The sequence below is a fragment of the Brevundimonas subvibrioides genome (assembly GCF_027271155.1).
GTDB lineage: Bacteria > Pseudomonadota > Alphaproteobacteria > Caulobacterales > Caulobacteraceae > Brevundimonas > Brevundimonas subvibrioides_D.
Map to the genome: position 1 here is coordinate 2,123,127 of NZ_CP114542.1, position 24,047 is coordinate 2,147,173.

Below are 24,047 nucleotides of genomic sequence, written 5' to 3' on the forward strand. Positions count from 1 at the left end.
CGCTTCCTCAGCGTACAAAACCGGAAGTAAAGACGTGATACCTGCGCTTCTACAAGCGATCGAACGCGGCTTCGCTGGTTATTCTAGTCGACCTGGATAAACTGCGTCAGCAAGCATTTTTTGCGCGATCGCGATATCCGCATTTTTGAACTCCCGGAGCCTGCTCACGTATCTGACCGTTTTTGTGCGATGATGAGTTCCAACCCAATCCTCGTAATAATCTAGAACGCCTTTGTCGTCCGCTTTCAAGGCGTCCAAGCAACATTTAATAAGCGAGTTTATGACTGGACTTAGCAAGGTGTCAGTTTTGTTTGGCGAATTAAATTTGGCGGATAGAAATAAGCCGAGCAATAGACTCACGTCTCCAATCCCAGAGCCCTTTATAATCACCTCAAATTTTGAGTATTCAGAGTACATTTTGTCCAATTCTTGTGAATATTATGTTTCTGCCGTCGTTTCTTATCGACCCTCGGACTCTAACACCTCGAAATGCAGTTCCCGGATCTGGCTCTCCGATTATACTTCCTTGCCGGTATCGGAACTCCACCACCGAGGTGGCACCAGGTCTACGCCCCGCAAATAGGGCATTGTTTACTTGGTCAGCGGATATTCGTTCGGTACTAAAGAACGTATAGGGACGACCTTGGGGCGCAATAACGCCACTACGGCCAATACTTTCGGCATTTTCTGGCGTTGTATAGTGATAACCGTAGCCGTAAACCTCATCCCTTTCGGGTCCAGCGAGTTCTTGCGTGGGAATTGCCCAACTAGCTAGAGCACCACCAATCCTTCCGCCACCCCTCACGAGGCGCCCCAAGAGCGTCCGAACTAGACTATTATCGTTCGCCGCGCCTGGGGGAGGAACGTACGGCCGACCGGTTTGGTAAGGGTTAGGCGGGGGGGGGCTAGAGTTAGGAGCAGGCCCCGGACTGACGACTTGATACCCTATCGATCCATTAGCAAACACTTGAACGGCCCCTGTCGGGTCTGTCCCGTTCACCGGATCGTTTGCGACATACGCATACAGGTTGATCTGGTCCTCGTATCCGATCGGATCCGTCTGCAGGAACCGTCCGAGGGTGGGGGAGTAGATGCGGGCCTTGTAGTGGTACATGCCCAGCTCGGGCAGCCAGGCCTGGCCGGTGTACTGGAAGCGGCCGGTGTTGGTGGCGTTGGGGATGCCGTATTCGTCATAGGCGTTGATGTTTGTGACGGTGCCCGCGGCATTGGTGCGGGCCACGATCGAGCCCTGGTGGTCGGCATAGAGGTATTGCGGCGCGGTGGTGCCGGTGCCCTCATAGACCACCAGCGGCGTGTCCGAGCCGTCGGCGTGGACATAGCGGCGCAGCAGGGTGTTCGAGGCGTTGTACTCGGCGATCAGCTTGTCGCCGTCATAGGTGTAGCGGGTCGCGCCATAGGTGTTGCTGGAGCTCTGGAACAGCCGGCCCAGGGGATCGTAGGACAGGGTCGCGCCGTTGGGCCCGCGGATCAGCCGGTTCTCCACGTCATAGACATAGGTCCCCCCCACCCCGTCCGAGGTCAGGTTGCCGTTGGCGTCATAGGTGAAGCTGGCCGGGCCAGCCGTGGTGTACTGGTTCAGGCCATTGACCGCATAGGCCCGGCTGACGTTGGCATGGCCGGTGAAGCGATAGGCCGTGTTGGACTGATTGCGGCTGACCACCTGGCTGGCCGGGTTGTAGGCGAAGCCCGTGGTGATGTCCTGGGCCGTGCCCGCTGGATCGTGGATCAGCGAGGTCAGGCGCGAGGCCCCGTCGTAGCCATAGCTGGTCGGCGATCCCCAGTTGGCGCCATTCGCACGGTACAGGGCCGAGGTCCGGCCCAGAGTGTCATACCGCGGATCGAAGATCCTGGTCACGCCGTTGAGGGTCGTGGAATCGATCCGGCCCAGGCCGTCGCGGGTGTACCGGACGTACTGACCGTCCGGATAGACCAGGGCCGTGCGCGCGCCCGACAGGTCGTACTGCGACCCGATCGTCCAGGCGATGCCGGACAGCACGGTCGAGGACGCCGTCTGCCGCCCCAGAGCGTCCCAGGTGTTGGTCACCCCCTCGCCGTTCGGTCCGTCGAACCGGGCATAGGTCTGAAGACCCCTGAGGTCGTAGCCATAGTAGACGTCGCGCGTCGCCGAGGCCGGGAGCCCGCTCCCGTCCGGCACGACCCTGGTCGTCATCCGGTTCAGGGCATCATAGGTAAAGGTCAGGGTGCGGCCGTCGCGCTTTCTCAAGGACGTCCGGTTGTTGTTGGCGTCGTAGCCATACTGTTCATAGTCGGCCGCATTGACCTGACCCGGCGTGGTCCGGGACGGGAAGGTCCAGCGGGTCTGACGGTCGAAGCCGTCATACGTCATCTCCGCCCGGTTGCCGTTGGCGTCCGTCACGCTGGCCTGCTGGCCGTTCAGGGTGAAGGTATAGGCCGCATAGACCTGCTCGAGGGGCGTACCCACGGCCCGCCGGACCTGGATGACCCGGCTGGCTGCATCATGGACGTTCCGGGTGATCCGGTCCGGGCCCTGGCTGCCCTCCGGGCCCAGGGTACAGGCCGAGGCCGGCAGCGCGCCATAGACCGCCGGGTTCATCCGCTGGGCCGTGCAGGTCTGGCGACCCGCTGTGTCGTAGCTGTACTGGGTGACCATCGCCTGGGGCGTGCCGAACGCCGCCGTGTCGCGCACCTTGCGCCCTTGCGCGTCATAGGTGGTGGTCGCCCGCTGCAGCGGAGTGAAAGCGGCCCAGGCCGTGGCCGTCTGACCCGTGGTGGTCCCCTGCTCGACCATCGTCACCTGGCCGTCGGCATTGTAGGTGGTCCGGGTCGCGCCGAACGGCAGAACGCCCGTGGCCCCGTCCGGATCCGGTCCGATCACCCCCACCTGCTGGCGCATCGCGTCATAGACATAGCGCGTGGTGTCCGCCGAACCCGACAACGGGCCATCGACGCTCACCACATTGCCCACCGCATCCCAGGTCGTGGTGACCGTCGCCGTCACCGACCCGTTCGCCGCCCCCGTCGTCACCGACACCGGCAGCAGATTGCTGGCCGTGCTGGAGGAGCCCACCTGATAGGTCGTGGTCGTGCGGACCTCGTCCGCCGACTGGGCAAACGCCGGCCCCGCCAGCACCAGCCCCCCCGCCAGGCCCGCAAGCCTCAGCCATCCCATGCGCGAAAACCGGGCCATCAGCAGGTCGTTCCTGTCATGCACTGAGAACGGCCCGTCTGGACCCACACCGGCGACGCGGCCCGGGTGATCGCCGAGGATCCGTTCTGCCTGTACCAGGCGTAGCGCTGCTCCCAAGTATAGCGCGTCTGAGGACGCGCAGCCCCGGGCGTCGGCGCTGGACCCGTCTCCGTCAGCAAATTCCCCGCAGCGTCATAGGTGTAGGTCGTCACGTTCCCGCGAGCATCCGTCACAGACGTCGGACGACCGCACCGGATGGGGGTCGAACAGTCGCCGTAGGTGGCCGTGGTGATCTGATCCGGCAGGGTCGGCGAACCCGGCTTTGCCCGCCGGGTCACGGTCTCGACGTCGCCGCGCGTGTTGCGGATCACACGTATTCCATCGCCTTCAGGATAAATGATCTCACGCACTCCGCCACCGTCCTGCAGCACCGCTGTAGTGTTGTTCAGGCTATCGGTGATCGATCGAAGCTCAGGCCTTACGCCCTGAACCTCCTGCGCCTCCCATGCAAAGGCATAGGAGGTGGTGTTGAGGTTCGGATCCCTGACGGTGGTGATGGTATTGTAGCTTGAGCTGGGACGCACCGGGATGGTGTAGGTCCAGATTCCCACACCGTCGGACACGCTCGACACTCGATTGTCGCTCCAGACGACCGAGCGGCTCGAGCCTGTGGTCTGGGTCGGACGTGCAATCGCCGTCAGTTGCCCCCGAGCATCGAACCCGAGCCGCAGTGTGTGGCCGAGATTGTCGGTGGCGGTCCGCTCGCCGGAGCTGAGTGCCGCCAGCGTCAGCGACGGCCAGTTCTGGCTAAAACTGCAGCTGGTTGCCGTCGGGGCGCAGGCATCAATGCCATTGTTCAGCGCCGTCACGGTCAGGTTGTGCTGCTGAGCACCGCCCGCGTACTCGAAGTGAATCTGATATCCGAGATTGTTGGAGACCGAGAGGGGGTAGCGGCCAGCGTTGCCCCCCAGATAGGTGAAGGAGATGATCTCGCCGTTCGGTCTGACGATTTGCTGGATCACGCCCTCGTTTGCTTCGTAGGGGTATTCACTCCGCTCGCCCTTGTTGAAAGTGGCGATGGTGCCGTCCAGGGCGGTGAAGGTATAAATGCCACCGGCCAGGGTCAGAGTGCCGTAGCCCTCGACGGCCCCGAACGTCCCAGCCGTCAGTTTCTCAAACACCACTGACCGGCCCATGACCGTGACGGTATAGGCGTGCAGAGGCGCGTAGACATCGTCGGGTTTCCGGTTGATCCCGCCCCAGGTATTGTGTCGCCAACCCCTCGCCCGTGCGTCGAAGCTTGCGCTGTAAGACAGCCCCCCCGCGCCCGATTGGCCGATCGAGATTTCCGAGGTCGAGATGCCGATGGTCCCGGTCGCCAGATTGACGCCATTTCCATCGGTCGGCTGGTAGGGTTCCGGGGGCTGGATGTTTTGAGCCAGGACAGCCCGTGGCAGACATAGCCCGAGCACGAGACTGACCAGAAGCATGACGACAGAGCGTCGCACAGAAGGATTCAGTTCAATCGTGGTCACAGGTGTTCCCGCCCATAGGTTGTGGGCAGACCAGAACTTCGCCCGAGGCTGACCCCGGCGGTGGCGTCCCAGATGTCCAGCGCCACCACATCGCCCGTGTCGGGGTAGGTGTTGCTGTCGACCTTGATGCGCCAGCTGGCGATGTTCAGACCCGTCGGCGTCGCGGGCGTATAGGGGCCGTAGGTCATGAAGCCGGAACCGAGCCCGGCCGAGGCCTCCCAGCCTCCCGGAATCCCGTAGCCGATGACGTGGGGAAGGCTTTCCGCCTGCCAGACGGCCTCCATCTGATTGAGCGTGGTGACCGTGGTCCGGTTGCCCGCAGCATCGTAGCGATAGGCGGTGTTGGTCTGGGACGAGCGATCGACGGCGATCAGCCGACCAAGGCTGTCATATCCATACTGCTCGACCGCCTGCGCCAAACCCACCCCAGGCAGACTGCCAAGGACCCATGCGGCGAGCGCAGCCCGGACCGGAACCCGGGGCCTCACAGACCCGCTCCGTCGCCCGGGCACCACCCCCTCAGGGGGAAACGGAACTCAAGCCCCAACCAGCGCATGCTAAGCCCCCCGGTCCAGAACGAGGGTTGGCCAATCCCGCCAACGCGTCAAGCGCGATTCCGGCGGTCGGGCCTTGTGTCCACAAAACCCCGCCCGGCAAAAGACGAGCCAGAAACTCCGAAAACGGACGACAGCTTCGAGCGGACACGGCGTCCACTCCACGGATGGCATATGCCAGTGAAAAACTGGACGGCCAAAGACGGAGCGGGGTTGGCAGCCGTCCAGATCTGGGCATGATACAGTGTTGGCGTCATCAGGATCTTGCATGTCCAAGCGGTTGAGAGTTCTTCAGGGCGCAAGCGTCGCGATGGGTGCCGCGGTGCAGTCCGCCACGGCCTCAGCCCAGGCCGCGCTCGCCGATCCGAGTGGCTCTGGTCCAATCGTCTCCGCCGTCCAATGGCTTCAGGGCACGCTGCTGGGCACGGTCGCTACCGTTATCGCGGTAATCGCAATCGCCTGCGTCGGTTTTCTGATGCTGACCGGGCGGGTGGACTGGCGTCGTGGCGCGATCGTGGTGCTGGGCTGCTTCATCCTGTTCGGCGCGGTCAGCATCGTCGCCGGCATCCGTTCGACCGCAGCATTCACGGGCTAGGCGATGGAGGGACTTGACCGGGCCCCGCTGTTCACGGCCCTGACCCGCCCGCAGATGTTTGCCGGCGTGACCTACAACTATTTTGTCATCAACGCCGTGGTCGCGGCCGAGCTGTTCTTGGTGTTCCGTTCGGCCTGGGTCATTCCAGTTGCCCTGGTGATCCACGGGATCGGCGTCCTGTTGTGTCTGCGCGAGCCCAGGATCGTCGATCTATGGCTGACCCGGATCGGTCAATGCCCGCGCGTGCGGAACCATGATGTCTGGCGATGCAACTCCTATCGCCCGTGAGCCGGGGCCGACGGACCGTCGAACGCGAACAGGCCGCCGGGACCCATCTGCCCTATGCCCGTCATCTCGACGATGTCACCATTGAGACCCGTGACGGCCTGCTGCTGCAGACGATCCACCTTCGGGGCCTGTTGTTCGAGACAGCAGACACCGCCGAGCTGAACTATCGCCAGACCCTGCGCGACGCCATGATGCGCGCCATCGGGTCGTCCCGCTTTGCTCTTTACTATCACGTCATTCGCCGGCGCGTGGATGTCGAGATCGAGGCTGAGTATCCCGACGGCTTTTCCCGGATGCTGGGCGAGCGATGGACGGAGCGATTGGCGGCCAAGCAGCTCTTCGTCAACGACCTCTATCTCACGCTCGTGCGTCGGCCCCTGCAGGGAAGTGTGGGACTGGCCGACCGGGTCCGGACCTGGCTGGCCCGCTCGACCGAGCCCGTCGGGGCAAACCAGGCCTACGAGCTGGCGCAACTCAACGCCGGACGCGACGCCCTGCTGGCGGCGCTCGGCGACTATGAACCGCGACTGCTCGGCGTTTACGACACGCCCAACGGACCCTGTTCGGAGCCGCTGGCGTTTCTGTCGTCGCTATACAACGGCGAAGAGCGGCCGGTTCTACTGCCGTATCAGGATCTGGGGGCCTACCTCCCCTACCGACGCATCAGTTTCGGCCAGGAGTTGGTAGAGCTGGCTCCCGCGGGCCACCTCGACCGCAGCTTTGTGGGCCTCGTGTCCATCAAGGACTACCCGTCGTTCAGCGCGCCCGGAATGTTCGACGAGCTGCTGCGTCTGCCGCTCGAACTGACGATCACCCAGTCCTTCGCCTTTGTGGAACGGCAAGACGCGCTTGAGCGCATGAATTTGGCATTGCGCCGCATGCGTTCGACCGAGGATGAGGCGATGTCTCTGCGAGGTGAACTCGCCCAGGCCAAGGATGATGTCGCAGCCGGACGGGCTGGCTTTGGCGAACATCACATGACCATTGCCATCAGAGGCTCCACGATTGGTCACATCGATGCGGGCGTGGCCGACGTCACGGCGACACTGGCCGATCTGGGCATCGTCGCCGTGCGCGAGGAGGTCGCGCTGGAACCCGCGTTCTGGGCGCAATTTCCAGCCAACTTCAAATATATCGCCCGGCGCGGACTGGTCTCCACGACCAACTTCGCCGGCCTCGCCAGCGCGCACAATTTCCCGCGGGGTCAGGCCAGCGGCTCGCACTGGGGCGAGGCCATTACCCTGCTGGAAACGACTGCGGCGGGACCCTATCACTTCAACTTCCACCAGGGCGATCTGGGCAACTTCACGGTGATCGGCCCCTCCGGGTCCGGCAAGACCGTGGTGCTGAACTTCCTTCTGGCCCAGGCGCGCAAGCTGAATCCCCGGATCGTCTTCTTCGACAAGGATCGGGGGGCCGAACTGTTCATCCGGGCCATCGGCGGACGCTATGATCGGTTGCGACCAGGCGAACCGTCCGGCCTGAACCCCCTGCAACTGCAAGACACCCCCGCCCATCGCGGCTTCCTGATCGACTGGCTGGCGCAGCTGGCCGGCGAGGCTAACGTGGAGGACCTGGCGCGCATCAAGGATGCGGTGGCGGCCAACTTCGAGCAGCCGGTGGCGCACCGTCGCCTGCGTCACCTCGTGGAGCTGTTCCGGGGAGATCAGCGGCCGAAGCGGTCAGACCTCTGGTCGCGACTGCGGCCCTGGTGGGGAGACGGCGACCGCGCCTGGTTGTTCGACAATGCCGAGGACCTTACCGATCTGTCCAACCACGCCGTCGGGTTCGACATGACCGTGCTGCTGGACGATCCGGCCGTGCGGACACCGGCGATGATGTATCTGTTCCATCGCGTGGAGGAACGGCTGGACGGATCGCCTGCCATCATCGTCGTCGACGAGGGCTGGAAGGCGCTGGATGACGATGTGTTCGTGCGACGCATCAAGGATTGGGAAAAGACGATCCGCAAGCGCAACGGGATCGTCGGCTTCGCCACCCAGAGCGCACAGGATGCCCTGGAAAGCCGTATCGCCAGCGCCATCATCGAACAGGCCGCGACCCAGATCTTCATGGTCAATCCCAAGGCGCGGGCCGAAGACTATATGGGCGGCTTTGGCCTGAGCCAGCATGAGTACGATCTGGTCCGCGCCATACCGGATAGTGCCCATGCGTTCCTGATCCGTCGCGGCGGCGAAAGCGTTGTCGCCCGTCTCGATCTGTCCGGAGAAAACGATATCCTGACGATCCTTTCGGGGCGCGAGCGCACGGTTCGCGCCCTGGACGACATTCGCGCCCGCGTCGGCGACGATCCGGCTGACTGGATGGCCCCGCTTCTGGAGGTCTCATGATCCTCGCCTCCTGTCCGTCCGTCGGCACGGGCGACGCGTTTTTGTCGGGCGTGCTTCGACATCTGGACTGTCAGGCCGGGACGATCGGCACGGCCGGCTATGCGGCCCTGTCCGATCCCGGCTCGCCGCTCTCCCTCGCGCTCACGGCCGTGCTCACGATCTTCATCGCCCTGTTCGGACTGCGCATGGTGCTGGGGACGACGCCCACGCTGCGCGAAGGTGTCATGGCGGTGGTCAAGATTGGCGTGATCCTCCTGATCGCGACGAGCTGGCCGGCATATCGGACGGTCATCTACGATGTCGTCGTCACCGGTCCGGGCCAGCTCGGTGCGGCAATCAGCGGGGCATCCGGGCTGGCGGGTGACGCTGATGGACTGGTCGACAGACTTCAGACTGCCGATCAGGCCATGAGCCGTCTGGCGACGCTGGGGAGTGGACGCAATGACCTCGAATCTCGTCCTCCGACTGCGGCTGGCGGAGCGTCGATCTCGACCGGGCGAGAGCCGGTCGCGGATGACCCCGCGCTGGGTATGGCGCGAACGGTGTTTCTCTCATCGACGATCGCCGCACTCGGTGGCATCCGCATCATGGCCGGGCTCCTGCTGGCCCTTGCGCCTCTATTCGCGGGCCTGTTGCTGTTCGATTTGGCGCATGGTGTTTTTGTCGGCTGGATTCGGGCCATGGTGTTCACGGTGCTGGCCTCCGTCGCCGTGAGCATCGTTCTCGGGGTGGAACTGACGGTTCTCGAACCCTGGCTCGCCAATGTGCTCCAGCTTCGGGACGCGCGCGTCATGACCGCCTCGGCACCGCTCGAGATGCTGGTGCTGACCCTTGCTTTTTCTGCGACATTGGCAGGATCGGCGTTCCTGATGCTGAGGTTGGCCTTCATGATGCACATTCCCGCCTTCAACCTCAGCTCTCTCCTGGCCTTGCCGTCCGTCCCTGAAGCGGGCCCAGGGCCACAGACATCGATCCCCGTGACATCGGCGCTCGCCCGGGTCGGCGACGCATCTCCCCGGGTACTCGGCGTTGCGGGGGCCTTGAGCGCGGCGCAGAGGCGAGAAAGCGCGTTCATGGTCGGCCGTTCGGACGGGCACACGGGAAACGCTCGGGCCGGATCTTCCTCCCTTGCCGGTGAAGAGTTCGCCATTCCCGCGTCGGCTCCTGTCGTACGTCGAACCCGGACGAGACGCTCGGTCGGCAGCAGTCTACGGGACCGCCGGACATGAAAAAGACCAGTCGGGAAGCCCTTTCGGCCTACTACAAGGAGGCAGGCAGTTGGGCGGCGGATCGCGCTGCCGAGATCGATCGGTCGCGCCGGGTCGCCTGGATCATCGCCGGTGTCTCGGTCGTCGTCGCCCTTGTCGAGGGGATCGCCCTGATGGTGCTGATGCCCCTCAAGACGGTCGTCCCCTATACCCTGCTTGTCGATCGAACGACGGGCTTCGTCCAGACCCTCAAGCCGCTGGAGGCCAATGAGATCACGCCCGATCGGGCGCTGGTCCAGTCCATGCTGGTTCAATATGTAATCGCGCGCGAGAGCTTCGACATCGCGACCCTGAACGCCAACTATCAGAAGGTCGGCCTCTGGTCGGCGGAAGCGGCGCGCAGCGATTACGTCTCGCTGATGCAGGCGTCCAACCCGCGCAGCCCTTTGCAGACCCTGCCGAGGTCCACGGTCGTCGACACGCGGATCAAGAGCGTATCCCCCCTGGGGCTGGATACCGCGCTGGTGCGGTTCGAGACGATCCGGCGGGACGCGGGCGGCACGCTGCAGCCTGCTCTGCCCTGGGTTGCCGTGGTGCGTTACCGGCTGTCGGGCGAACCGATGGCGGTCGAAGATCGCTTCTCGAATCCGCTGGGGTTCCAGGTCGTGAGTTACCGACGCGACCAGGAAGCCCCTGCGCCGCAGGACCTCGACGGGGGGCGATCCGCACCCGACGAAGCCTCGGATGCCGGGAATGATGCCTATACTGCCCAGGGCGTCGTTCGATGAGGGCCCTGGCGTTCACGGTCCTGATGCTGGCCACGCCCGTGCTGGCCCAGACACCGCCGTCGGCCCCGGCGGATCCGCGGATCCAGACCCTGCCTTACGATCCGGGACAGGTCTATCGGCTGAATGCGGCGACCCGCTACCAGGTCACGGTGCTGTTCGGCACCAACGAGACGGTCGAGAACGTCGCGGTCGGCGACAGCGATGCCTGGCAGGTAACGCTGAACGGCCGGGGCAACGCGCTCTTTCTACAGCCCGTTCGCGCCACCAGCCCAACCAATATGACGGTCATTACCGACCGCCGGGTCTACAGCTTCGAGCTTGTCCCTACCTTCGGTCCGACGCCCGATACGCCGTTCAGCCTCAGGTTCAGCTATCCCGAGGTCCAGCCCCGGATCGGACCGTCCAGTCCGGGTGAAACGGCCCCCTATCGAATGAGCGGCAACCGGGCCTTGCAGCCTCTCGCCGTCATCGACGACGGGACCCGGACCTATATCGACTGGCGGCCGGACCAGACCCTGCCAGCCGTGTTCGGGGTGGAAGGGCGAGGAAGCGAGGTGCTGCTGGAGGGTTATGTTCGTGACGGCCGCTATGTGATCGACGCTGTTCATCCGACCCTGGTGTTTCGTCTTGATCGCCTGTCGGCCCGCGCGACGCGGCCACGCCAGCGTCAGCGAGTGTCGCAATGACACGCTTGCCGGTCGATCCGCGTCCCCGTGATCGCGAGGACAGCATTGTCCCGACGGTCGCAGGCCTGCGGCGCGCGATCCCGACGTGGATGATGGTGGCCGTCGCGGTTGTGGCCGGTGGGCTTCTCTTTCTGGTCCTGGACGGCCAACGGCGAGCCAGTGTCGCCCCAGCGGTGCAGGCTGGAACCGTCGATCGCGTCTCATTGGGGCCCGGCCTGCCCCCGCTCGATCTTGATCAGGACTATGGAGTCCTCCCACCGCCGCCACCGCCGCCGCCTCCAGCGCTATTGCTGACCCGGACACCCATGGAGTCGCCGCCGTTCACACCCGTGCCGGTGCGTTCGACATCGTCCCTGCCTGGCCCGATACAGCAGATGCCGGACTTTCTGCCGTCTCCAGGCCTGCCCCAGCCATCACCGTCTTCGCCCGCCAGCACCGGATCCAGCGGGGGCTCTGTGCTCGTGATCGACACGACAGCCGCATCACGCAGCAGCACGTCCACCGCGACGCCAGGGACCGAAGACGTCGAACCGGGTACGACGGCAGCAGCATCAGGCTCGATCGGATCGATCCGGACCACGGTTCTGGGGCGCAGGGCTACGACGGTCGCCCAGGGTACGCTCATCCCTGCCGTCCTGGAGACCGCCCTCGACTCGACACGCCCGGGCTTTGTCCGTGCCCTGGTCTCTCGCGACGTGCGCGGGTTTGACGGCACGGAAATCCTGATCCCGCGCGGCAGTCGCCTGTTCGGCACCTATGCAGCCGACCTGTCTGCAGGCCAGGATCGTGCCCTCGTTCAATGGACACGACTGGTGCGGCCGGACGGCGTGTCGATCGCTCTGGAATCGCCCGCAGCTGATCGGGTCGGAAGGACCGGTGTCCGCGGGCGCGTCGACACCCACTTCCTGCAACGCTTTGCCTCCGCCGTTTTGCAGACCACGGTGAACTTCGGCCTGAACCTGGCCAGTCGCAGCATCAGCGGGGACACGCCCGTATTCGTCGCCCTGCCCGGCTCGACCCAGACCGGAACCGCACCGGTTGCGGGCGCTTCCGTCACACCCACGCTTCGGGTGGACGCCGGCACAACGGTGTCCGCCTTCGTCGCGCGCGATCTGGAGTTCCCGCCCGTCCGGGACCGACCATGACGCAGGCCGCGCCCGAGGGGCAGGTCTATCTGCGCAGCTATCTGGCACCCTTCGCAGACGTCCTGGCACGGCCGGAAGTGACGGATATCTACGTCAACGCCCCTGGCCAGATCTGGGTCGAGACCCTGGGCGGGGATACCGAACATCACGCCGTTGACGGGCTGGACGAGGTGGTTCTCACCCGGCTGGCCCGACAGATCGCCGCTTTTTCGAACCAGGGCATCAACCGCGAGCATCCCATCCTGTCGGCCTCCCTGCCCGGTGGCGAACGTGTGCAGATCGTCATACCGCCGGCCACGCGCGGCGATATCGCCTTCGCCATCCGCAAACACGTGTCGTCCGATCTGAGGCTGGAGGACTACGTTGCCGCCGGTGCCTTCGATACGACGGCTATGAGGCCCCCAGAGGCAGCGGACGGGGTTGGCGACATCCGGGATCACCTCGCCACCGGAAACGTGGCCGGTGCCCTGGCGTCCGCCGTCGCGACCCGCCGTAACATCCTGATCGCCGGCGGTACGTCGACCGGCAAGACGACCTTCCTCAACGCCCTGATCCGCGAAATCCCGGAGCGGGAGCGGCTGATCCTCATCGAGGATACGCCAGAGCTGATCCTGCATCATCCCAACGCCGTGGGCCTGCTGGCAGCCAGAAGCGTGCTGGGCGAGGCCTCGGTCACCGCGGAGGATCTGTTGAACGCCTCGCTGCGGATGCGCCCGGACCGGATCATTCTGGGCGAGTTGCGGGGCCCCGAGGCCTTTACCTTCCTGCGCGCGGTCAACACCGGCCACCCGGGATCGATGACGACCGTCCACGCCGACAGTCCGGAGCGCGCGATCGAGCAGATCGCCCTGCTGGTCCTCCAGGGCGGCACCCGGCTGCGGCGCGAGGACGTGACCCACTATATCCGCTCGACGATCGACGTCTTCGTCCAGCTCAGCCGCGTCGGCGGTCGGCGCAAGGTCTCCGACGTGCGGCTGAGGGGTGACCTGTGAGCGCGGTCTGGTCTTCGCCCGCGAGCGCTGTCGCCGGGACCGGCGAACCGAGCGTCTTCCTGGCGGCGGTCGAGTGGGTGCAGGCGGTCCTGCTGGGGCCGATCGCGACAAGCCTGGCGGTCGTGGCCGTGGCGTCGGTGGGGCTGCTGATGTCATCCGGCCGGATCAACGTCCGGCGCGGCGCGACGGTGATCGTCGGGTGTTTCATCCTGTTCGGCGCAGCGACGATCGCCCAGGGGCTGCGGGGTCTGGCGGCGTCGGCTGTCGGAGGCGAGCCTCCGCCCGTGACCGTCGTGACGGCCGCCCCCCTGGCCCTGCCCGCCCCGGAGAGCCCGCCGACCCTGGACGATCCCTATGCGGGGGCCTCGGTCAGGCGCTGACGACGCATGGAGTGTAAGCGTAGGCGCGCACTCCGGCAGGTCTGGCCGTCCGTTACAAGCTTCCGGGGCTTGACCGGCTGGTTGTGCAAAAGCCGTCCGGGCAGCTTCAGCGCAGCCTCCGTATCGCGCCGGCGCTGGACAAGGACGTCGACAACCTCGCCTTCGTCGTCGACCGCACGCCAGAGAAGCATGCGCTTGCCTCCGATCCGACAGACTTCTTCGTCGGGAGGCCAGCGGGGTGACGGGTGTGGACGACGACGTTTCAACCGCCGGGCAATCAGTGGTCCGAACTTGATGGTCCAGCAGCGGATCGTCTCATGGGTGACGCCCGCCAGCCCTCTCAGCAGAAGGTGTAGGAGGCCCAGAGGGGTGTGGAGCCGGAATAGAGGACCAAATTGCCGTCGTTCTGGAGCACAAGGTATGCCCCTGGATTGCCCCAGGTGACCGTGTGCCAAAGAGCGACTCCCGGGGCGTAAAGGACCAGGTTTCCATCGTGCTGCATCGCCAGCAGATTGGCGCCGCCCCCTCCAGAGTAGAGCGTCTGCTGATCGACGCCGTTGCAGGTGATGATCAGCGAACCGTTCGAGCGAAACTCAAGGCGGGATTGGGCGTCGGCGGACATCAAAGCCTGACCCGGGTAGAGCACTTCTCCGGGCATCAAGACGTTTGGCGGAACCTGATAGTTATTGTCGGCATCGACCGTGACGTCGACACCCTTTTCGCTCAGGAGAGCGGGCGTTCCAGTCATGCGCCAGACTGCCATGGTCCAGGTCGAACGCCTGCGTCCCGTAGTTGTAGAGGCGCGAACGCTGTATTTTACCCGGTATCCATTTTGAACGGTCACTTCGCGATACCGATGGTCGTTCGTGCCGGTGCCGCGGATGTCGAAAGAGCCGCTTTCAACCAACACATTCGACGCGTTGAAGACCTGATAATCGATATCCCCCGCGTCCAGATTGCCGGTGTAGTAGAAACGTTGAATCCGCAGGACTATCGGCTGGTTGATCCCTGTGATCAGACTCTCGGATCCGGAGCCACTCACGCTCGGATCGTTCGATGAGATGGTGAGGTTCTGGAAGGTCAGCGGATTCGGGTCGATATCGGCCACTGCGGCCGAAATGGTCACGGTCACCGTCGCCGAGGCCGTCCCGCCTCGTCCATCCGAGATCGTGTAGGTGAAGCTGTCCGTCCCGGTCTGGCCCGCATTGGCCGTGTAGGACACCGCCGTTGCGCTTCCTGTTCCTGTGATGGTCGCCGTCCCCTTCGTAAAGCCGCTGACGGCGGTCACGGTCAGGGTATCGCCGTCGGGGTCGGTATCATTGCTTCTCACGGCGATCGACACCGTGCTCCCGGCCGTGACCGAGGCCGTGTCGTTGACCGCCGTGGGGCCTCGGTTCACCGGGCCGATGCTGGAGGTGAGCGTCACGCGGTTACCGGCGGGATCGAACGTGTAGTTCGTCGCCTCCGTACCGGTTACGCGCCGGGTCAGCCGTCCAAGGGCGTCATAGGTGTATGTCGTCGCGGTCTGTGCGTCCGCAGGCAAAGCGACCGCCCAACTGCAGAGACCCAGAACGACGCTGACCAATGAGCAGACAACCCTCGTTGCAGTCACGGTCGCCTCCGATTGCGCTCGACTGCGACTACAGCCGAAACGTGAAGCGCGAGCAAGGCAAAGCTTGCCTTGGCGACGTTTTTTGTGCGTCGTTCTGCGGCCCCCGACGGTGGGCGAGTGATCGGCTCCGCCTGCGGGCCTGAGGGCCCTGTCATCCCCTCCCGGCGCTCGATCGAACCTCGCGCCGGGCGGCCGTTGGGGTCTCGTCAGCCGCATGGAGGCCCCCTTGTTCGACGCCCTGTCCCCCATCATCGCTCTGGTCTTCGTCGCCACCCTCGCCATCGGTGCCGGCATCGCAAGGTGGCTGGAGAAAACCCCGCGCGATCGCCACCGGGCGCAGCGCCAGGAAGACCTCAAGCCCTGATCACGCCGGCGAGCACCGACGACACCCGCTCGGGCCAACACGGCCAAGCCTGTCAGACAATGCCGGCGCAAAGCCTATCCTGCCCTCGGCACCACAGCGGTAAGAGCCGGCAACTCGGGGCAAGTCATGGGGGGCGTTAAACTCGACGGCGGAGCAAGAGGTTACGACACCCCTTTTATCTTGCCCTCCGACACTCCTGTTCCCCTACCTGTTCCTTACTAAACGAGGTCCGACGTTCGCCATGGTTGTTCGATTTTGTCGCAAGGCTAGTTTGCGGAGTTTAGATGCCTGATTACGGAGCTATTATAGGCCCTGGCGTACTCGCGCGCGTTGGCATTGGACTCAGAGGTGACGCCATTTTCGAGCACATCTCCAGTACCTTCCAGAATCCTGAGCCCATACCGCTGCCGCGCCTCTTCAGCAGTCAAATTTGTTCCGGGTACCTCTACGGAAAAACCTGCTACCCCCAAAAGCCTCCGGTCTCCCCGAGATAGCGCGCTGGCGGCGTCACTCTCAGCCGACTTGATATCGGAGTGCGTAGTCACATCTCGATCCACCGAAGGTGCTTCTAACTGACCGCAGCCGCAGAGATACAACAAGGCGAAGCCAAAAATTGCGTTTTTCAAAGGACATTCTCGCCTAATACTGGGTTCGCTCCGGCTCGCCACGTTCGCGGCGAGAGGGGTTTTCGTTTCTACGCACGTTGTTCATTCGACCTGGTCCGTCATCGTGGTCGCCCCCGGCATGACCGATTTCGTGAGCAATGACAGTTGCCGTCGAAACGGCTTGGGGACCAGCCGTTGTTTCAATGACCGGGTGGCTGGAGGGGTCGATATTAACTACGCCGGTATTGGGGTCGTATGACAGATCACCTCTGTCATTGACCCTAATCTCCACCTCTCCGCCTTGTGCTGCAGCCGCAGCTGCCACGGTTCTCCTACCGGATTCACCTGTCACTACCACGGATACCCCTCTTCTCGTCGCATCGCGTGTCGCAGGAGTGCCTCCTGTGACCCGGACTGGCGTTCCACCGTTAGCCGGTGCGTTATTGCTGTCGTTTACACCATCAGTCAGGCGTCGCCGTTGGCGATTATCTGCGATGATGTCGCTCGGACGATCTTGCCAAACCATCCCCGTCGGATCGGTCTTATTGACCGGATCGTTCCCAACATACCCATACAGGTTCATCTGATCCTCGTATCCGATCGGATCCGTCTGCAGGAACCGTCCGAGGGTGGGGGAGTAGATGCGGGCCTTGTAGTGGTACATGCCCAGTTCGGGCAGCCAGGCCTGGCCGGTGTACTGGAAGCGGCCGGTATTGGTGGCGTTGGGGATGCCGTATTCGTCATAGGCGTTGATGTTTGTGACGGTGCCCGCGGCATTGGTGCGGGCCACGATCGAGCCCTGGTGGTCGGCATAGAGGTATTGCGGCGCGGTGGTGCCGGTGCCCTCATAGACCACCAGCGGCGTGTCCGAGCCGTCGGCATGGACATAGCGGCGCAGCAGGGTGTTCGAGGCGTTGTACTCCGCGATCAGCTTGTCGCCGTCGTAGGTGTAGCGGGTCGCGCCATAGGTGTTGCTGGAGCTCTGGAACAGCCGGCCCAGGGGATCGTAGGACAGGGTCGCGCCGTTGGGCCCGCGGATCAGCCGGTTCTCCACGTCATAGACATAGGTCCCCCCCACCCCGTCCGAGGTCAGGTTGCCGTTGGCGTCATAGGTGAAGCTGGCCGGGCCGGCCGAGGTGTACTGGTTCAGGCCATTGACCGCATAGGCCCGGCTGACGTTGGCATGGCCGGTGAAGCGATAGGCCGTGTTGGACTGATTGCGGCTGACCACCTGGCTGGCCGGGTTGTAGGCGAAGCCCGTGGTGATGTCCTGGGCCGTGCCCGCTGGATCGTGGATCAGCGAGGTCAGGCGCGAGGCCCCGTCGTAGCCATAGCTGGTCGGCGATCCCCAGTTGGCGCCATTCGCACGGTACAGGGCCGAGGTCCGGCCCAGAGTGTCATACCGCGGATCGAAGATCCTGGTCACGCCGTTGAGGGTCGTGGAATCGATCCGGCCCAGGCCGTCGCGGGTGTACCGGACGTACTGACCGTCCGGATAGACCAGGGCCGTGCGCGCGCCCGACAGGTCGTACTGCGACCCGATCGTCCAGGCGATGCCGGACAGCACGGTCGAGGACGCCGTCTGCCGCCCCAGAGCGTCCCAGGTGTTGGTCACCCCCTCGCCGTTCGGTCCGTCGAACCGGGCATAGGTCTGAAGACCCCTGAGGTCGTAGCCATAGTAGACGTCGCGCGTCGCCGAGGCCGGGAGCCCGCTCCCGTCCGGCACGACCCTGGTCGTCATCCGGTTCAGGGCATCATAGGTAAAGGTCAGGGTGCGGCCGTCGCGCTTTCTCAAGGACGTCCGGTTGCCGTTGGGGTCGTAGCCGTAGGCCTCATAATCCGTTGTGCTGGACGGGCCGGCGGTTGCCAGCGCCGTCGCTGCGGTACTGGAGTTGAACCCCGTTGGCGCGGCGAGATTGGGAAACCGCATGGCCTCCTGTCGGCCCAAAGCATCGTATTCGATGGTCGTTCGGTTGCCGCGCGCATCGATAATCTGGGTGCGCAAATTGCCGCCGCCGTACGCATAGGTGGCTTCGGCCTGCTCCAGATCCGTACCGACCGCTCTACGCACCTGAACAAGGCGGTCACGGTTGTCGTACTCATACCTTGTGACCCTGTCTGCGCCCGAGCTCCCCGTGCCAGGCACACAGGGATCCGACACGGTCGACGCCAGATTCATCCTGACCACGGAGCAGCGAAGCCGGCCGAGACTGTCATAAGAAAACTGGGACACAGCCACGAGAACGCCACCCCCAAAACGGGCCTCTCTCGTCTTGTGTCCTTCGTCGTCGTATTCGAAATCGGTCGCTTCGCCAACGGTGAACCCCGTCCAGGATGAAGGCGAGACCGTCTCGGGCTGCCATGCAGACAGGAAACCGACCTCCACCCTCGAGACCAGGCCTTTTGCGCTATACGTCGTTCGCGTGGCCTGGAATCCAAGCGGGCCAGTGCCATCCGGGTCGGGTGAGATCGCCCCCACCAGACGACCCGCATCATAGCGATAGCCTGTCGTATAGGCGGAGGCGGAGGATTGGGCCGATGCGAATGTCGGCTGGGCCAACAAGCCGACCGCAAAAGCGACAAGGGCCAGGCCAGAAGGTTGTGAGATTTCGACGATGTTTTTCATCACGGGCAGCTCGTCAGGTTCGCGTTCGGGCCGGTCTCGCTGATCTTGTTCCCAAAGCGGTCGTAGGCGTAGCAGGTCCTGGCGGCCAGGCCGGTCGCATCCTGAACGATCCCGCGAACCAGAAGATTGTTCAGGCCAGATGCCGGTCCGCGTTCATACACCGTACGCACCTCGTCGCCGGGGATCGCACAACCCGAGCCTGATGGCTGGCCGGTGCGACACGTGCTCTCGCTGGCCAGGACCCAGATCGGATGCGGGTCCTGAACGGCCACCCCGGCCGGGTTCAGATACCACGGGTAACGCTGTTCATAGGTGTAGCGTGTCTCCCTCACTACTCCATTCACCGTAGGACCGGTCGCCTTAAGCACCCCGCCGTGGACAGGGTCGTATTGAAAAACGGTCTGGTTGCCATTCGCATCCGTAACCGAAATCGGACTGTTGCAGGTCGTGCGGATCGAACAGTCAACAGGATAGACTGAGATTTGTTCGACGACTGCGGATACGCCGGAGCCCCTTGTAATCCGGGTGATATTGCCTCTGGCATCCCTGACGTAGCCTGCTTGCGTCCCGTCGGGGAGTGGACCGCTCGTCAAATGGCCGGCCGGAGTGCCATCGAAGGTGTACGAACCGTCTGGCGTCGTGAGGGAGACCATCTCGCCAGCGTTGGTCGTCCGTACCATCACCTTGTTGCCATTTGGTGCCGTTGAGTTTCGGCCCAGATGATAAGGACCCTCGCTGCTCATGCCGTAGTTCCACGTCAATCCATTTTGACTGGCCGTAAGGACAAGATCAGTTATCGATGTAATGCTGACCGGGTATCCGCCTCCCGAATATACCATATTCGTACACCCCGGCCCGAAGGGACAGTAGGTGTAAATGATGTCTGGTACGTCACTGGTTGGAAGTTTAACCTTGTTGAATCTTCCATAGTTCCCGAACTGATAGCTAAGATCAACGATAAATTCTGTCGATTGTCCTGTGTCGTCTATTATCGCGGTTGTATGAAAGTTTCCATTTTCAGTCTGAACATAGTTTGAACTCGGCCAGTTGAATCTGAAGTTACAATTCTGACTTGGATTACAAGCCTCATAGGCGGCGTTGTATCCGGTGACACCAACAACGGTGCTCCACGACGCATCCGCTGGATTGTCGGAGGCGTACCTGTAATAGAGTCGGAATCCGTTGCTTTTTGCGACCGTTCTCAAGCGAGGAGGCGTAGGCGCAGCGCGGCCGGTCTGATAATAAAATGTCGTGATCGTGCCATCAGGCTCCTCGACGAACGATACCCCGCCGGGGCTATAGTATCCATTATGCGTGAAATAATGTATTCGTGTCCCGTTTGATAGTGTGTAGACAAATCCACCAGGTTCGCTTTCTAGATAACTACCTTTCATCGAGTAGGATTTGTAAGACCCTTGCTCAAGGTAGAAACACTCGCCAGCCTGATTCCACCTCGCGACCAAAATTTGCTGAATTCCCGGACGCGCGGCACAGTCTGATCCGCTGCTCCCGGCAACCCAACTCTGCAGATACCCATCCTTGGGGATCAGAAAACTGGCCTTCTCGGACGAGACGGAGTGCGTGAACCCGAGCCCCTGCGGTCCTATGGAAACATCCGGCACGGTCCAGAAAGGCAATCCGGTCGTGACATCGACATTCAGCCGATCAGACGTCCGGAATTCAGGAGCTGCCTTGGCCGATATCTGGGCCGACGTTGGCCCCTGAATCGCAATACCGACGACAAGGGCAAGCGAGAACAACCCGTTGATGGCAAGGGCCCTCGTCCGGTTTGCCCTCGACAGCCGGTGATGTCCGTCGCTCCTGCAAGTTTCGGAGAGCGGTTGCCGGGCCCTGTTCTTTGACCTGGCCTGCATATCAGCCTGCAAAAATCTCATCATCGGTAGCCCACCCAGTTGAGGACGACGTTGGCGTTGCGGTGGAAGTAGGTTCGGTATTCGAGGGCGTGGCCGGCCCGGGCGGGGTCGAGCACGAAGGGGATCTCGAACAGCTGGAACTGACTGGCCTGCTTCCAGTCCTGACGCTTCAGGGTCCGCGTGCCCAGGGACTGCCCCGCGCTGGCGTCCCAGATGTCGATCGTGACGATCGGTGAGGTATCGGGGCTGGTGTTGTCGTTGATGCGCATCCGCCAGATCGCAGTGCGCGCGCCAACCGGGGCGGCCGCATAGGGCCCGTAGGTCATGTGCCCCGCCGGGTCCGTAACGCTGGCAGCCCACCCGTCAGCGGCCGCGCGACCGACGACGTGATAGATCGAACTGTCCGTCCCGGACCAGGCCGAACCGGCACGGCGGTACCCGAGAGCGTCTACCCCGACCGTCGCCCGTCCCGTGGACCAGGTCCGGAACTCCAGCTGGTGCCCGCTCGACGCAGCCACGAGCGCGAAGGGCACGTCCAGATACTGATAGGTGTCGCTGGCCGTGAATGCGCGGCGATCAAAGCCCGCGGACCCGAGGCTGACCCCGGCGGTGGCGTCCCAGATGTCCAGCGCCACCACATCGCCCGTGTCGGGGTAGGTGTGGCTGTCGACCTTGATGCGCCAGCTGGCGATGTTCAGACCCGTCGGCGTCGCGGGCGTATAGGGGCCGTAGGTCATGAAGCCCGAACCGAGCCCGGCCGAGGCCTCCCAGCCTCCCGGAATCCCGTAGCCGATGACGTGGGGAAGGCTTTCTGCCTGCCAGACGGCCTCCATCTGATTGAGCGTGGTGACCGTGGTCCGGTTGCCCGCAGCATCGTAGCGATAGGCGGTGTTGGTCTGGGACGAGCGATCGACGGCGATCAGCCGACCAAGGCTGTCATATCCATACTGCTCGACCGCCTGCGCCAAACCCACCCCAGGCAGACTGCCAAGGACCCATGCGGCAAGCACAGCCCGGACCGGAACCCGGGGCCTCACAGACCCGCTCCGTCGCCCGGGCACCACCCCCTCAGGGGGAAACGGAACTCAAGCCCCAACCAGCGCATGCTAAGCCCCCCGTTCGAGAACGAGGGTTGGCCAATCCCGCCAACGCGTCAAGCGCGATTCCGGCGGTCGGGCCGTCTCTCTCATCGACGGGCCGCCGCGTGGGCGTTTTAAACCTGGTAGTTGTCGTCAAGCCGACCCGGCTGATCCAGATGCCTCAGATCCAGCCGATCCAGAGCTGCCCCATATGACGCCAGCCCGTCGGTGGTGAGAGTCTGTGCCTCGACCGCCACACACCCCCGGCACCGTGCTCTGATCTGACGCCGGTCGTGCAAGGCCCCGTAACGCCGGGGCTATTCGCCGCCAAACTCCCGGACGGGCAGCCATTCGACGGCGACGGGAGCGGAGGTCATGACCGGCCTGGCCCGCCCGGTGGCTTTGGCAGGCAACCAGGCGATGTTGACACACCCCTCCCCCATCTCGGTTCAGGCAGCGGCGGGCGCACCGTTGGCCCTGACCGTCCCGGAAACCCCGCCGATCCAGGACGATCCCTATGCGGAGGCCTCGGTCAGGCGTTGACGCAAGTCACAACGCCCCGAACGGGCGGAAAGACCCGGCCCGGGCGTGGGCCGCCACGAGGAGATGCGATCCGGACCGGGACCGACGGCCAGGACCTTCCAATAACGCGTCGGCGCAGCGTGGTTCTCCGTGGAGCGGGGAGAACGGGCCAGCGGACACCACCAGGACGAGCGGGCCAGGCCCGGCATCCACAGGCCAATCACGAGACCGGAACCCACCAATCCCTGACTTCAACGCCCTTGCCAATCGAGCGCCGTCCACACAAGACGCGTTGGCATTGGACTGATCCCACTGCCAGCGGCCATTCCGCGACGGTATCGACCGTTCGCTGACTGACGGCACCAACAGGAGGCCCCGATGACGGGACCCGTTCTTGACCGTCGCCTGTTTGCCGGTGGCCTGGCCGCCCTCCCTGTGTCGGCCTGTGCGATCCTCCGGCCGTCCGGGCCAACTCCCGTCGCCGCCGGCGTGACCGTGTCCGATTTCGGAACGACGGACATGGGGGAACCGGTCAGGCTGTTCACGCTGACGAACCGGGCGGGCCACACGGCGAAGATCATGACCTGGGGTGCGGCGGTGACGTCCCTGACCATGCCTGACCGGACCGGAGTCCTGGCCGATATCGTCCTCGGCCTCGATACCCATGCGGACTATGTCGCGCGCTCGCGGAACTTCGGAGTGACGATCGGCCGTTACGCAGGCCGGATCGCCGGCGGCCGGTTCGACCTGGATGGCCGTACGGTCCAGCTCGACACCGGCGGCGCGGCCCACAGTTCTCACGGCGGCCCGGTCGGCTTTTCGAAGCGCAACTGGACCGGACGTGTCGACGAGACGGCTGCAGGCCCCGGCGTGGCGATGACCCTTGTCAGCGCCGACGGCGATCAGGGCTTTCCCGGCGAACTGGTCATCACCGTCACCTACCGGCTGACCCATGACGATCGCCTGACCCTGACATTCGAGGCGACGACGACCCGGCCGACGGTCCTCAACCCGACCCATCACAGCTATTTCAACCTGTCCGGTGCCGCCGATCGACTGGTCCTGGACCATGTCGTCACGATCGACGCCGACCGGTTCACCGCCTTCGGACCCGACAAGATCGTCACCGGCGAACTGAGGTCGGTGGCCGGCACGCCGCTGGACTTCCGCCGACCCAAGCCGGTCGGCCGCGACCTCGCGACGCCCGATGAGCAGATGACGATCGGCGGCGGCTACGATCACAACTTCGTCGTTCGCGGGCCGCAAGGGACACTGCGGCGCGCCGCCCGGGTGGATCACCCCGCCAGCGGGCGCCGGCTGGAGCTCTGGACCACCGAACCCGGCGTTCAATTCTATACTGCGAACGCGGTTGAGATGATCGGCCGGGGCGGCGTCCCCTATCATCCGCGCTGTGGCCTGTGCCTTGAACCCCAGCACTTTCAGAACAGCCCGAACCGGCCCGAGTTTCCGTCCACCGTCCTCCGCCCGGGAGAGACCTATCGCTCCGCCAGCGAGTACCGCTTCGGCCTTTCGGGCTGAGCAACGCAATGGAGGCCAAGGGATCGTCGTCGCCGGTGAAACGTCAGCAGTGCCTGGCTTTCATTTCCGGAAACCGGTGTCATAGTCTTTGCAGGCGGCAGGTCAAAAGCCGCA

Annotated in this window: 21 protein-coding genes; 12 read left to right on the plus strand and 9 right to left on the minus strand. The window is 63.9% G+C overall.

Annotated features, from left to right (window positions below; all coding sequences use genetic code 11):
* Positions 1-406 precede the first annotated feature (406 nt).
* Genes O3139_RS10710 through O3139_RS10720 form a run of 3 tightly spaced genes read right to left on the minus strand, consistent with a single transcriptional unit; the run spans position 407 to position 5,150 of the window.
* A complete protein-coding gene (locus tag O3139_RS10710) occupies positions 407-3,190 on the minus strand; it encodes an RHS repeat domain-containing protein (protein ID WP_269514065.1) in 2,784 nt (927 codons plus the stop codon).
* Positions 3,190-4,725 carry an RHS repeat domain-containing protein gene (locus tag O3139_RS10715; RefSeq protein ID WP_269514066.1) on the minus strand — a complete coding sequence of 512 codons (1,536 nt, stop codon included), beginning with the start codon at positions 4,723-4,725 and terminating at the stop codon, positions 3,190-3,192. Before O3139_RS10715 ends, O3139_RS10710 begins: the two co-directional genes overlap by 1 nt.
* A complete protein-coding gene (locus O3139_RS10720; protein WP_269514067.1) occupies positions 4,722-5,150 on the minus strand; it encodes an RHS repeat domain-containing protein in 429 nt (142 codons plus the stop codon). The genes O3139_RS10715 and O3139_RS10720 overlap by 4 nt, the downstream gene beginning before the upstream one ends.
* A 397-nt stretch (positions 5,151-5,547) precedes the next feature.
* Here O3139_RS10720 and O3139_RS10725 point away from each other — a divergent pair, with 397 nt between their 5' ends.
* The 6 genes from O3139_RS10725 to O3139_RS10750 are packed head-to-tail and all read left to right on the plus strand — an operon-like array spanning position 5,548 to position 11,195.
* Positions 5,548-5,874, plus strand: coding sequence for a TrbC/VirB2 family protein (locus O3139_RS10725; RefSeq protein WP_269514068.1), 327 nt, complete (start codon positions 5,548-5,550; stop codon positions 5,872-5,874).
* A 3-nt stretch (positions 5,875-5,877) separates the two neighbouring features.
* Positions 5,878-6,162: a type IV secretion system protein VirB3 gene (locus O3139_RS10730; RefSeq protein ID WP_269514069.1), complete on the plus strand. Its 285-nt coding sequence runs from the start codon at positions 5,878-5,880 to the stop codon at positions 6,160-6,162.
* Complete coding sequence (locus tag O3139_RS10735; protein ID WP_269514070.1) at positions 6,141-8,513, plus strand: VirB4 family type IV secretion/conjugal transfer ATPase; 2,373 nt, start codon at positions 6,141-6,143, stop codon at positions 8,511-8,513. The genes O3139_RS10730 and O3139_RS10735 overlap by 22 nt, the downstream gene beginning before the upstream one ends.
* The gene (locus tag O3139_RS10740; RefSeq protein ID WP_269514071.1) at positions 8,510-9,742 is read left to right on the plus strand and encodes a type IV secretion system protein; all 1,233 of its coding nucleotides are present in this window, start codon (positions 8,510-8,512) and stop codon (positions 9,740-9,742) included. The genes O3139_RS10735 and O3139_RS10740 overlap by 4 nt, the downstream gene beginning before the upstream one ends.
* Complete coding sequence (locus O3139_RS10745; protein WP_269514072.1) at positions 9,739-10,509, plus strand: virB8 family protein; 771 nt, start codon at positions 9,739-9,741, stop codon at positions 10,507-10,509. The genes O3139_RS10740 and O3139_RS10745 overlap by 4 nt, the downstream gene beginning before the upstream one ends.
* On the plus strand, positions 10,506-11,195 hold the full coding sequence (locus O3139_RS10750) for a TrbG/VirB9 family P-type conjugative transfer protein (RefSeq protein WP_269514073.1): 690 nt from the start codon (positions 10,506-10,508) through the stop codon (positions 11,193-11,195). The genes O3139_RS10745 and O3139_RS10750 overlap by 4 nt, the downstream gene beginning before the upstream one ends.
* A gap of 241 nt (positions 11,196-11,436) precedes the next feature.
* Here the strand turns inward: O3139_RS10750 and O3139_RS10755 are convergent, their stop codons facing one another.
* A complete protein-coding gene (locus O3139_RS10755) occupies positions 11,437-11,820 on the minus strand; it encodes a hypothetical protein (RefSeq protein WP_269516517.1) in 384 nt (127 codons plus the stop codon).
* Between the two features lie 10 nt (positions 11,821-11,830).
* Here O3139_RS10755 and O3139_RS10760 point away from each other — a divergent pair, with 10 nt between their 5' ends.
* From O3139_RS10760 to O3139_RS10770, 3 genes are read left to right on the plus strand one after another with little or no spacing between them, the layout of a single operon-like run.
* The gene (locus O3139_RS10760; RefSeq protein WP_269516473.1) at positions 11,831-12,340 is read left to right on the plus strand and encodes a TrbI/VirB10 family protein; all 510 of its coding nucleotides are present in this window, start codon (positions 11,831-11,833) and stop codon (positions 12,338-12,340) included.
* The gene (gene virB11 / locus O3139_RS10765; RefSeq protein ID WP_269514074.1) at positions 12,337-13,332 is read left to right on the plus strand and encodes a P-type DNA transfer ATPase VirB11; all 996 of its coding nucleotides are present in this window, start codon (positions 12,337-12,339) and stop codon (positions 13,330-13,332) included. The genes O3139_RS10760 and virB11 overlap by 4 nt, the downstream gene beginning before the upstream one ends.
* Positions 13,329-13,712 (plus strand): TrbC/VirB2 family protein, encoded by a 384-nt coding sequence (locus tag O3139_RS10770; RefSeq protein ID WP_269514075.1) that lies wholly within the window; start codon positions 13,329-13,331, stop codon positions 13,710-13,712. The genes virB11 and O3139_RS10770 overlap by 4 nt, the downstream gene beginning before the upstream one ends.
* On the opposite strand, the gene O3139_RS14730 is transcribed toward O3139_RS10770, so the two are convergent.
* Positions 13,685-14,167, minus strand: a complete 483-nt coding sequence (locus tag O3139_RS14730; protein WP_332108838.1) for a DDE-type integrase/transposase/recombinase — start codon at positions 14,165-14,167, stop codon at positions 13,685-13,687. The genes O3139_RS10770 and O3139_RS14730 overlap by 28 nt on opposite strands.
* On the minus strand, positions 14,053-15,324 hold the full coding sequence (locus O3139_RS10780) for an Ig-like domain-containing protein (protein ID WP_269514077.1): 1,272 nt from the start codon (positions 15,322-15,324) through the stop codon (positions 14,053-14,055). The genes O3139_RS14730 and O3139_RS10780 overlap by 115 nt, the downstream gene beginning before the upstream one ends.
* 226 nt (positions 15,325-15,550) lie before the next feature.
* Between O3139_RS10780 and O3139_RS10785 the strand changes: the two genes are divergently transcribed.
* Positions 15,551-15,688, plus strand: coding sequence for a hypothetical protein (locus tag O3139_RS10785; protein WP_269514078.1), 138 nt, complete (start codon positions 15,551-15,553; stop codon positions 15,686-15,688).
* Positions 15,689-16,327: 639 nt separating this feature from the next.
* Here the strand turns inward: O3139_RS10785 and O3139_RS10790 are convergent.
* From O3139_RS10790 to O3139_RS10800, 3 genes are all read right to left on the minus strand, one after another.
* Entirely contained in the window at positions 16,328-18,364 is a 2,037-nt protein-coding gene (locus O3139_RS10790) for an RHS repeat-associated core domain-containing protein (protein WP_269514079.1), read from the minus strand.
* 554 nt (positions 18,365-18,918) lie between these two features.
* On the minus strand, positions 18,919-20,817 hold the full coding sequence (locus O3139_RS10795; protein WP_269514080.1) for a hypothetical protein: 1,899 nt from the start codon (positions 20,815-20,817) through the stop codon (positions 18,919-18,921).
* Complete coding sequence (locus O3139_RS10800) at positions 20,814-21,767, minus strand: RHS repeat domain-containing protein (protein ID WP_269514081.1); 954 nt, start codon at positions 21,765-21,767, stop codon at positions 20,814-20,816. The genes O3139_RS10795 and O3139_RS10800 overlap by 4 nt, the downstream gene beginning before the upstream one ends.
* Before the next feature lie 480 nt (positions 21,768-22,247).
* Here O3139_RS10800 and O3139_RS10805 point away from each other — a divergent pair, with 480 nt between their 5' ends.
* Both O3139_RS10805 and O3139_RS10810 read left to right on the plus strand, forming a co-directional pair.
* Entirely contained in the window at positions 22,248-22,415 is a 168-nt protein-coding gene (locus tag O3139_RS10805; protein ID WP_269514082.1) for a hypothetical protein, read from the plus strand.
* Positions 22,416-22,772: 357 nt separating this feature from the next.
* Positions 22,773-23,933 carry an aldose epimerase family protein gene (locus tag O3139_RS10810; RefSeq protein ID WP_269514083.1) on the plus strand — a complete coding sequence of 387 codons (1,161 nt, stop codon included), beginning with the start codon at positions 22,773-22,775 and terminating at the stop codon, positions 23,931-23,933.
* Positions 23,934-24,047: the final 114 nt, after the last annotated feature.